Source organism: Agriterribacter sp. (genome assembly GCF_035497235.1).
In the GTDB taxonomy this organism is placed as follows: Bacteria; Bacteroidota; Bacteroidia; order Chitinophagales; family Chitinophagaceae; genus Agriterribacter.
On the sequence record NZ_DATJEB010000052.1, the window covers coordinates 170,773 to 182,180 of the forward strand.

Below are 11,408 nucleotides of genomic sequence, written 5' to 3' on the forward strand. Positions count from 1 at the left end.
AAACTACAAGTCGAATATTTTTCCGGCATTTAAAATATTGTTGGGGTCAAAAATTTTTTTAATCCCCTTCATCAGGTTCATTTGCGTCTGATCAAAAACAATATCCAGGTATTCTTTTTGTACCAATCCAATTCCATGTTCCCCACTGATTGTTCCATTCAGACTCTTTACCAATCGAAATATTTCCCGGATACCTTCTTTTACCTGTCCATTCCATTGTTCTTGAGTCAGTTCATCTTTGATAATGCTAATATGCATATTTCCATCGCCTGCATGCCCAAAGCAAACGGTTTTAAATCCAAATTTTTCACCAATTTGTTTTACGCCTCTCAATAACAAGGGTAACTCGGCACGGGGCACTACGGTGTCTTCATCCCTGTAAATTGATCGGGATTTTATCGCTTCCCCAATGCTCATTCTAAGCCTCCAGAGCATTTCTTTTTGTTTAATATCCTCCGCAAATAAAATATCTCCACAATTGTAGGCAGCAATGATAGCGCTAATCTCTTCTATATCCTTCATGAGAACGTCCATATTATTCCCGTCTACTTCAATCAGCAAATACGCCTGTGTATTAGCATTGATATTAACAGATGAATTGCCAAAGTGTTTCAATGTCCAGTCCATCGCATCTCTTTCCATAAATTCAACAGCGCTGGGAACATAACCCGCCATAAAAATGGCACTTATTGAGGCACATGCTTCCTCAGCGGAATTAAATGGCGCCAATATCAATAAATCATATTTAGGGAGCGGAATTAACTTTAGTACTATTTTAGTAACGATGGCAAGTGTTCCTTCGCTGCCAACGATGAGTTGAGTCAGGTTATATCCTGTAGCGTTTTTTAACACATTGGCTCCTGTCCAGATGATGTCGCCATTTGGCAGCACGATCTCCAAATTAAGCACATAATCATCCACTACGCCATATTTTACGGCTTTAGGTCCACCGCTATTTTCTGCGATATTACCGCCGATAAAACAGGAACCTTTGCTTTGGGGATCAGGAGGATAAAAAAGGCCTTTTTCTTTTACAGCATCCTGCAAAACTTCTGTTATTACTCCCGGTTCAGTTATTACCTGCAGATTCCATTCATCAATAGTAAGAATGGCATTCATTCTCTCAGTAGACAAAACAACAGCACCCAAATGGGCTAAAGCACCACCATTCAAACCTGTTCCCCCGCCGCGGGGGGTTACCGGTATCAGGTCGCGGTTACACAATTTCATAATTGCGCTAATCTCATTGGTGGTTTTGGGCTTAAGTACTACATCCGGAAGAAAATGGATATCTTCTGTTTCATCGTGTGCATAAAGGTTCAATGATTCCTCATCAGTAAAGACAAATTGCTTTCCCAAAAGATTTTCAAAAAACACGATATGCTCAGGCGTTAATGCTCCATTTGAAACAGCGCTCATTATATTTAGAGATTTTAAGCTTGGTGATTATTTCTTGTATCCGATGTCTGCAAGCTGTTGATTAAAATTCAGCGGTATTCCTGCCAGCGGTTTAAAAATACCTTTGGAAGCGAACCTGAGCATATTACTGAATAGACGGTCGGCTGCAGGATCGGTGCCGAGATTGTTAGTAATATTCAGCGTATTTACGATAAATCGTCCCTCACCAAAATTCCATACGCCCACCTGCACACCCGAGCAATAATTATGACTGATTCTTGTAGCCCCGCAAACTGTTTCGTCAGGATAGGTCAGGGGAGCGCTCAGCTCTTGGAATGTATGAGCCGGTTTAGCCCTTCCATTATATTCCTGCGACAGCGCATTCAACGCTATGATATTCCTGAAATATTTATAATCCATCATTCCGCCAGACGGCATTCCCTCAAAAATGGGATGATTCTTAACCCAACGGTCGGCTCTGTAATAACCTGCAACATGATCCATTGGTTCTATAACTCCTTTATTTACGAGCGGAAGCCATCCTGTGGTGCTGTTACCCCTTTTTAATGTTGAAGGAGAAAGGAAGATCACTACGCTACCCCGCGCCATATGTTGCGCTATACGCAGCATGGTAACGCTGTCCTGCGCCTCTTTTCCTGCAACTACAATCACCTGTCTTTTATCAGATACGCCGTTATTAAACGGAATGGCTTTTACCTTATGCTTTTTCAGCCACGCAGAAACAATAGAATCCTGCCCGCAAAGCACTATCTCTTTTGGAAGTGTGGGCAATGCGTCATTAGCTGTAACATAAAACTCCGTTTTCCCTCCCAATGCCGTTCCTCCTTCGTTTAAGGTAGCAAGGAACTGATACTTGCCGGGCTTGCCCTTTATCAGTATTTCTTCTGTTAATATAAGCTGTGCAAATGGCTCCTGCTGCCCTTCTGCAATAACAACAAAGGTCTTCTTTTCAAATACAGGTTTCATATCTGGACCAATCACCTGAACGGTTGCCGGATATTTTCCTGCAGGAAGAACATCGAGGTTAGAGAAGGATGCGCTTACCTGGATTTTATTGCCGTTATAAATGCTTTGTGGTTCTGTTGACAAACACCAGCGAACAGGACTATTAGCCAGCAAAACGGAAGGAATCAATTCCGGTTTCAACCTGCGGAAATTGGTAGCTACACTTTCGCCCATACTATAATCTGCAACGCCATTAGTAGGTGTATATGCAACAACGGCCGGATTAGCGCGGATGGCCGCCTCACCGGTTTCCCGCAACCCGTTGGCTGTAGTATAGGCAGCCCTGATATAGTCTTCCGGTCTGGCCCAGCAATCCCCTAACCCGAATTTTTTCCAGTCTACCATGAATTTATCATACTGTCTTTTAAAATATAAGGCATCGTCCGATTCCTGCTTACCCCATTGCTGATAATCGCCAAGCTCTGAGGGCAGGTCAATAGGAAAACACAATCCGCTCTCGCTGACATATATCTTCTGCCCGGGAAGTTGTGGAATTTTACCCGACAGTTCATTGAGCGCTTTAGCGGTGTAGGGAATCATCACATAAGGATGCCAGTCTTTTAATTTATCTTCTCCCACATCCCAGGTAGCTGAACCAGGGCTGCTCATGCTTCCGATCTCTTTAATACCATCGAACCTTCCACTATTCAATACAATCAAACGCGTAGGATCAAGCGCCCTTAGCTTCGGCAGAATTTCCACAGCTTTGCGGAAAATAATACCATCATGATTCTCATTCAACGCGCCCCACATTACTATACTGGGATGATTCCTGTCGCGCCTGATCACCCCGCTGATAGAATTCTCGAACCGCATGAGCATCGAATCTTTAATACTGTCTGGTCTTTTATAGGAATACCCTCCGAACTCATTCATCTGCCAGGATCCGTAATGCTCCTGGTGAACAAGAATGCCCAGTTCATCATAAATATCAAATATGCGCGGGTTAGGACAGCCGAATGGTATTCGCACAAAATTTTGTCCCAGCGCCTTCATATTTACCACATCCCTGCGCAGCATGTCTTCATATAACGGAATAGTATAGCCTACAGGATAATGCGTGCTGAAATTACAGCCGATCAAAAATATTCTTTTGCCGTTCAGCCGGTAATAACCATTTTCAAACCGGAAATCGCGAAAGCCGAAACGGACAGATTTTTCTTCCACGCAGGCCAACGATTGCGCCGAAGCTGAAACACGATAAAGGAAAGGCTCATCAGGACTCCACAATTTATGCGCTGCCACCTGGATCTCCACTTCTATTTCATTAGTTCCCGGCTCCAGTCTTTGCGAAATACTTTTCAATACCAGCGAAACACCTGACCGGGCTTCTGCAATTTTAAAAGACATGGAAGATGACGCAACAGTTTTCGACAGCGTATTTAATACCGTTGTCCTGATTTTTACTTTACCCGTTTTCCAGTCGGGAAGAACAAACATTTCCATAACGCGTATAGCCGACACCGTAAGCAGTTCCACATCGCCTATAATTCCCCCGGAGTTGTAAACCGCATTGCTGGTATAAGGATGGTGTTTTAAACTTGAAGGCGTTTCTTTCAGGGCTATGTTATCAATAGCTTCATAGGTCGGATTCAATACCCTGACCACCAGTAAATTCTTTTCGTTGTATTTTATCGCATCGGTGATATCCACTTCAAAAGCGAATTCTCCTCCTTCATGAGCTCCGACTTTTTTACCATTTAACCAAACTTCCGCCATATAATCCACCGCATGAAATTTGATCAGGTATTTGCCCTCTCCGGGGTTTCTTTCCGGGGCGGCAAATTCACGCCAGTACCAGGCTACGCCATGATAATTGTGAAAAACATCCTGTATCACCCAGGGTACAGCGGTTGGTCGTGAGGCAGAAACAGGCGGCGTAATAAACCAGCCATTCTTAATGCCTGTATTGGCACTGTCGGTGGCCAGCCTCCATTCATTTCCGTTAAGGGAAATGGATTGCGTACAGATGCCGCTTGAGTCGACTGGCGCCAATTCATTTGAAAAAGACGAACAACTAATGAAGAGAAGCGTTATGGCAAACAGGTATTTGGTCATTTACTTATTTTTTATGTTGATGTCTGATCTATTCATTTACTACTAACCTTACCTGCCAGGCGTCAACGTAAGGGATGATGAATTTCTGATAGGGTCCATCGGCGCCTGAAGAGGTTATAACAGTTTCCTTACAATTCATGTCGTATACCCTGATCGTTGTGTTTTTTGTGCGTAGCATAAGACTTACATTTTTAGCGGCGTCAAAAGAGGAATTGCTGAAAGCCAGCGCTATTTTATTATCTTCCGGCTTACGGATCCAGAGATTCATTTTATGAAAGGATTCGATATATCCGGGAAGCTGCGCTTTGGACAACCACCGAAAAACAGATTTTATCTGTGTATTTTTAGCAAGATTTCCCATCGTTGTCCAGGGATAATAACCCGACACGCAGATACGCCCACCCAGGCTGTTTTCAAAAATACCCATGGCACATTCGCCCACAGTCTTTTCAGTATAGTCAATCAGTTCAGACAGTATCTGTGCTTTTTCATTTTTTTTCCTGAAAGTATAGGCGGGAACCATCCAAAAGGACTGCCGGTTATCTCTCAGCCTGCCGGCATACGCACCGTTAAGCGGATGGGTAGTCAGTTTTTCTATTCGATCCTTATTTTCTGAACTAATCACTTCAAACCCGGTAAGATCGCCATATCCCAGATCATTGAGTTGTTGTAATGCTTCTGCATCCAGGTAAACGCCCCCTGACAGCAGTTTTTTAATTTCTTCCTTCGAAAGGGAATAGATCATGTCCTTAGTCATAACAGTTACGGATGCATTCTCTTCTTTATAGCTAACGGGGATTCCGTTTTCATATATTTCGTAAGAATTCAGAGGCGTTCTACCCTTAAACCAGCTACCCTCAACAGGGTTGGCTGCAACCTCACTGTTCTTATTCCAATAGGACAATGCACCCACCACAGGTGTTCTTCCAAGATGCGTTGCCATCAGATCCAGGAAAGGACGGGCATGTTGTAAGGTTTCTGCCAGCGGCTCATATTCGTCTAATGGCTCATCATAAAAAGTAAGCACGTTATATGCTGCACCCGTGCAACCGGCAGCAATATAGGTAGCCGCTTCATATGCTACCATTGTTGCAGATTTCTTGAATCTTGGGTAGGGGAAGTTCTCAATCTCAGATTGAATGGAAATTACTTCTTTTGGCAATGAAGCGGCCTGCCTGCCAAGAGAATGCGCTTTGGCAATGAAGTTGCCCGGCGTTAAGTCATCATAAGCTCCTCCTCCCGGTCTCCACATAACCGGAATTTTATCTTTACCCGAAAGAATTTTTGACCAGTTCTCAAAATCATATCCCGCATAAAAAAGGTCGCTTGACATAAACCCAAGTGCTATTTTGGGATTAATTTCACGCACCGTTTTTTCTATCAGGGTGAATAAACTGGCGAGTGTATTTCTGTTGTGCTGCAACCAATTCTTCCGAACATTTATCTTTTTATCAATAGGTCCTTCATCTAAAGCTTTCTTCAAATTTTCACGGGTATATTTCGTTCCATATTCCTTTTCAAAAATGTTTAAACAGTTGTCGCAAAAACAAGCATGTGATATATAACCATAGGATCGCATCCGCACATCATCATCAATCCATATATAATCGGGTTGCGCTAACGCCGTAGCTTTATACACTTCTACGATATATTCTTTCCTGAACTTTTGATCATTGGGACAGTAGGATCCTTCATAAGTGAGCCCTTCAATGTCAGTCATATGCGTATAATTTCCATGCAAAGCGTACTCCAGGTTTTCATTGAGGTGGCCAACTGTATTCAGCACATTTATACCGGTTCGGTATCCTCTTTTCCTGGCAAGGGCCATCCTTTCTTTAAAGATCGCCACGCGATGTTTCAGCACATCCAGGGGGATAGGTGGATGCGTTGCGGAGGTAAAAAAAGTTATTTCGCCGGTAACGCCCCTGTATTTATCGAAATAATCAACAAGCTCCTTAAATCTCGTTTCAGAAAGAGACTGTCCTATGCCTATGCGGAATGAAACAAAAGCTTTTTCTATTTCTTCCGGAGATTTTTTTGTTTGGGCGTTAAGACTGGTTGAGCACAACAACATCAATAACGCCGCCAGGATAAAACAGAAATGACGGTATGTTAATTTTAAAATATTCTTTCCAAGATTGATTTTCATATAGCTCATTTATTCAGCCTTATAATATTGGACAAAGCCAATCTGCCGATTCCGTTTACACTTTATATTATTTATATCCGATAGCTTTCAACTTTTCAGCGAAATCAACGGGAAGTTTTTCTATTGTCTTTTTCTGATCCTGGCCGGCATAACGTAATAGATTACGCAGCAGGCGCTCTGCCACAGGATGCGTATCCAGATTTTCCCGGATCAGCAATGTGTTCAGTATGAAATTTCCGGCGCCGAATGGATAAACCGACAACATGAGTCCTGAAGCATAATCCTGGGAAGCTTTAATAGCGCCAGCAACCGCTTCTTTGGGAGGATCCTGCTCCATCCAAACTTTCTCTGGTAAGATTTCCCTGTAAAACTGATGATCCATCAGCCCTCCCGCAGGAAGGCCATCAAAAACAGGATGTTGCTTTGCCCATTCATCTTTCAGGTAAAGCCAGCTATATAGCGTGGATAAAGATCCTTTCCTGGCTAACGGTAGAAAATTTACGGCGTTTTTTTCTTTCTTAAATACTTCAGGAGAAAGAAAAATAACATTTGAACCCTGGGCAACATGTTGCATAAGCAGACTAAAAGCCGCTAATGTGTCTTCTCCTTTAGGGGGATGCGATCCAACCAGTATTATTTCCCGTGACCTTTGCTTTTTACCGGTGAATGGCCGCATTTTTATGTGATGTTTATTGAGCCATGCAGTCAATACTGTATCCACTCCCCATACGGTTACTTCCGTTTTTATGGCTGGCATTTCCTTTTCATCATCTACATAAAACTCAACCTCCCCGCATCTTGGGGCTCCTCCTTGCTGAAGCGTTGCCAGCAACCGATACTTCCCCGCCGGGCCATCAATAACCATCGCTTCGGAAAAAACAGGTATGGCTAATGGAAGCTCAGTTCCATCCTGCTCTGCAGGAATAGTAATGACCGTGGTCTTTTCGAGAATTCTTTTGTTGCCCGGGCCGATAACCTGGATCAATACAGGATATTCTCCAGGAGAAAGAACATCCTCATTAGCCAGTATCACTTCAAGTTTAGCTTCTTTGCCCCTGTATATATTTTTGGGCTCGGCAAATAAACACCATCGCAGCGGGGCCAGTCCTTCAAACATAGCGTCAACGGTTCCGGGCTTAAGTTCACGAAAAGTAGTAGTTAAACCTTCACCTGTCATTACATGATCATTCATGCCGGTAAGATTATATCCTGCTATTTTCGGATTCGAGCGGATAGCGGTTAATCCCAGGGTACGCTGACTCGCTACACGGCTGAGGCTTTCTGTAAAAAAATCTTCCGGCCGTGCATATAGCTGATCAAGTTTCCATTGATCCCAGTCTATAAGATATTTATCCAGTCTCTCTTTGTAATATTTTGCGTCTTCATTATCCTCTTTTCCAAAGCGTTCAAAATGCCTTGTAACCCGCCACAAATCAACGGCGCTGCCGATACCATATTCGGATAGAAAAACAGGCTTGGAATTTTGTCCAAGATTTCGGATAAACTCAGTCATCTGCGCGGTTTGAGGCACTTTAGGATAAACGTGCGCATCGCCTGCATTTTCCGCATACCCTCCCACCCGGGTCATTTTAAACCGACCTGCACCGGGAGCCTCACTGCCAAGCAAATGTTCCCAGTTTCGCGATCCGGGGTTAGCTATGGAACCAATATCGTATTGGCCATCCCACCTGCCGCTGCCCAATATAAACATCCTGCTGTTGTCCAGGGATATCAGATGGGGAAGAACCTCAACGGCATGGCTGAAAAGAGCGCCACTAAAAACTTCATTAAGCAAACCCCATATTACTATGCTGGGATGATTGCGGTCGCGGTAGATCATTCCCGACTGAGAATGATCAAAGCGACGAAAATTTTCAGAACTATCCATCCGGGCTGAGGAGCTGTACGATTCGTTATACACCATTAAACCTATTTCATCGCAAAGATCAAGCTGGTAAGGCAGGGCGCCTCCCCAAATGAAACGGATAGCGTTAAACCCCATCACCTTCATATCCAGTAAGTCCCTGCGTGCCTGATCGGGATCTAACGGCAACCGCTGACCGATCGGGAAGTTGTTACAGGAATGTGCGGAACGCAGAAAAATCCTCCTTCCGTTGAGCCTGAAACTTCCCTTTTCAAACGTAAAATCACGATAACCAAAACGCACTGAGCGTTCATCGGCAGTTTTATCTTTACCGTTCGTATTGCGTAGGCTAAGCCTGTACAGATACGGATCATTGATATCCCATAAGCGGCGATTCTCAATCTTTATTTCTGTTCTAATGATTGTGTCGCCGGGAGCAACATCACAATCAAATTCAACTGTTTTTAAACTTTCACCGCTGGTTGCGGGCGCTACAGTAAACGAAAGATGCTGCCGGTATTTTTTTGTTCCTGCGTTACGTAAAGTGGCCTCAATTTTCACCACATCACTTTTTGAATCTGCAGAAGCAAAAATGTCTGCCACCCGAACTGCAGGCGCAATGATTAGCGCTACCGAACCAGTAATACCCCCGCAATTATATTCTGAGCCGGAACGATAAGGAACCACTCTTGCCTGGTGAGGAACATGATCCAGCGTTAAACCATCTATAGACTCAGTGGTTGGATTTAATACCCGAACGCTGAGATGGTTTGTTTCATTTGATCTGACTGCATCCGTAACATCGATAACAAAAGGAACGTCTCCGCTTTCGTAGCGGCCAACAAAAACATTGTTTAGCCATACTTCGCCCATGTAATCAATAGACTGGAAACGTAAGAGTATACGGCCGGAGGGATTATTATTCCTGGGCGCTGAAAAGTTACGCCAATACCATACTACCCCGTGATAAGCCGGATACACATCCTGGAGTATCCAGGGAACCTTAATAGGCCTGGCTTCCACAACCGGCGCTTTCCACCAGCCTTTAGTTTTCCCAATGTTCTGTGGGTCTGTTGCCAGCAGCCATTGTCCATCAAGGGAAATAACCGATTCAGCAGGCGGCCCGCTATTATTTATAAGTGATAGCTGGGCGCATAAATTATTGACACATGCAGCCAGGATAAAAATGATGGCAATTAATAGTTTTTTTAATGGCAAGCGAATCTTCATACTGTCTTTTTATTGCCTGATAGAGAAATACAACACATAAAAAATAATTAAAAAATACGCTGGAACGTGCAGAACTCCTATTTCCTGTTCCAACGTATTGCAAAAACTATATTCCTGTTTGTATCATGAGCTATTCTAAAACTAATAACCAGGATTTTGTACAAGCTTATCGTTGATATCAATTTCACTTTGCGGAAATGGCAAAACATAATGCTTTTCGTCAAATACAAGTGGTACTCCACCAGGCGTTTTGAGGTGTGGTAATACGATATGTGCAGTATGCCAGCGTTTGAGGTCGAAATACCGTTGTCCTTCCAAAGCCAGCTCAATCCGCCTTTCATTACGTAAATAATCTCTGAGTAATTCCTTGGTATTATACTTTACTCTGTCAACGGCGGGCATATTTACACCATCCCTTCCCCTAATCATATCTAATACATCATATATACTTGCATCCGGCCCACTTGCTTCATTTTTTGCTTCAGCGTACATCAGCAAAACATCTGCATAACGAATATGTACATAGTCTTCATCATATTCAGCTTGCTTACTATAGCTAAATGGTGCTCTTGAAAGGTCAACATACTTCTGCATATTGATTCCTGTTAAACTTAACGCTCCCGCAGGCTCACCTGCAGGCCAAGTTACATTAGGCATTCTTATGGTATATTTAAGTCTTGGATCACGGTTTAACCAGGGCTGCGCAGCATCATAAAGAGGGGATTCATTTATTGATTTTCCGTCAGTACACTCATAAGCATCCACGAGATCCCAATAAGGGCTAATATGAGATCCCCATCCAAACTCCTGATCACCACCCCGGTTGGCGTTCGAACCATGGGCGGTGGCCTGTGACAGAGTTGGCGACATATAAACAGTGGAGAACATTATTTCCGGGTTGTTTGTCTGTCCCGAAGCCAGGAAAATCTTTTCATAATCCGTTGCCAGACTAAACTTTCCTTCATCAATAATTGCTTTTGCCAGAGCGGCTGCTTCGGGCCAGTTTTCTTCATATAGAAGCACCCTGGTTTTTAATGCCTGAGCGCTGCCTTTAACCGCATGACCGGAATAAGCTGTATTCGGGAGGTTGGCGATAGCGTAATCCAGGTCTTCCTTTACAAATGCCAATACATCTGATTTAGGACTTTTGGCAATCTTAGCTTCATCAGGCGAAGCCGGACTTTCTTTATATAAAATAACATCACCATAAAAATTGACCAAATCAAAATAGACCAGCGCCCGAAGAAATTTTACTTCTCCGCTATATTGATTTTTTTTAGCTGCATCAACACCTTTCACCTTATCAATATTAGCCAGGAAATAATTATAGGTGGCAATTGCGCTATAATAATTATTAAAAATGGTTGGAGATAATCCACCCGTAGTTGGGTTAAGATCGCCAACAACAATAGTAGTTATATTCCAATTATAAGAACCCCATTGAGAATATCCGCCATCTGCAAGACAGTCTAAATAGGGCCGGGCCCAACCCAAAGGTGAAAAAGGATACAGCGTAGCATATGAGCCGGTCAACGCCATTTGCACATCAGCATCCGTATTCCAGAATGTGCCGCTTGAAATAACATCCAAAGGATTCTTTTCAAGATCTTTTGCGCACGAAAAGAACGAAAACAAGGTTATTAAGCCCGTAAGTTTATAAAGATTAAAGCTTTTCATAAACAC

5 protein-coding genes are annotated in these 11,408 nt (G+C 43.3%); all 5 read right to left on the bottom strand.

Annotated features, from left to right (window positions below):
• Positions 1–3: 3 nt before the first annotated feature.
• The 5 genes from VL121_RS18910 to VL121_RS18930 all read right to left on the bottom strand — a co-directional run bounded on the left by VL121_RS18910 (position 4) and on the right by VL121_RS18930 (position 11,402).
• On the bottom strand, positions 4–1,419 hold the full coding sequence (locus VL121_RS18910) for an FAD-binding oxidoreductase (RefSeq protein WP_325408172.1): 1,416 nt from the start codon (positions 1,417–1,419) through the stop codon (positions 4–6).
• A 27-nt stretch (positions 1,420–1,446) separates the two neighbouring features.
• On the bottom strand, positions 1,447–4,482 hold the full coding sequence (locus tag VL121_RS18915) for a glycoside hydrolase family 2 protein (protein WP_325408173.1): 3,036 nt from the start codon (positions 4,480–4,482) through the stop codon (positions 1,447–1,449).
• A 28-nt stretch (positions 4,483–4,510) separates the two neighbouring features.
• Positions 4,511–6,631, bottom strand: a complete 2,121-nt coding sequence (locus tag VL121_RS18920; protein WP_325408174.1) for a hypothetical protein — start codon at positions 6,629–6,631, stop codon at positions 4,511–4,513.
• Between the two features lie 67 nt (positions 6,632–6,698).
• Positions 6,699–9,725, bottom strand: coding sequence for a glycoside hydrolase family 2 protein (locus tag VL121_RS18925; RefSeq protein ID WP_325408175.1), 3,027 nt, complete (start codon positions 9,723–9,725; stop codon positions 6,699–6,701).
• Between the two features lie 141 nt (positions 9,726–9,866).
• Positions 9,867–11,402: a RagB/SusD family nutrient uptake outer membrane protein gene (locus tag VL121_RS18930; RefSeq protein ID WP_325408176.1), complete on the bottom strand. Its 1,536-nt coding sequence runs from the start codon at positions 11,400–11,402 to the stop codon at positions 9,867–9,869.
• Positions 11,403–11,408 lie beyond the last annotated feature (6 nt).

Excerpts from the sequence above, each read along its gene's own strand:
- VL121_RS18910 (WP_325408172.1), bottom strand. The coding sequence starts at position 1,419 with ATGAGCGCTGTTTCAAATGGAGCATTAACGCCTGAGCATATCGTGTTT.
- VL121_RS18915 (WP_325408173.1), bottom strand. The coding sequence starts at position 4,482 with ATGACCAAATACCTGTTTGCCATAACGCTTCTCTTCATTAGTTGTTCG.
- VL121_RS18920 (WP_325408174.1), bottom strand. The coding sequence starts at position 6,631 with ATGAAAATCAATCTTGGAAAGAATATTTTAAAATTAACATACCGTCAT.
- VL121_RS18925 (WP_325408175.1), bottom strand. The coding sequence starts at position 9,725 with ATGAAGATTCGCTTGCCATTAAAAAAACTATTAATTGCCATCATTTTT.
- VL121_RS18930 (WP_325408176.1), bottom strand. The coding sequence starts at position 11,402 with ATGAAAAGCTTTAATCTTTATAAACTTACGGGCTTAATAACCTTGTTT.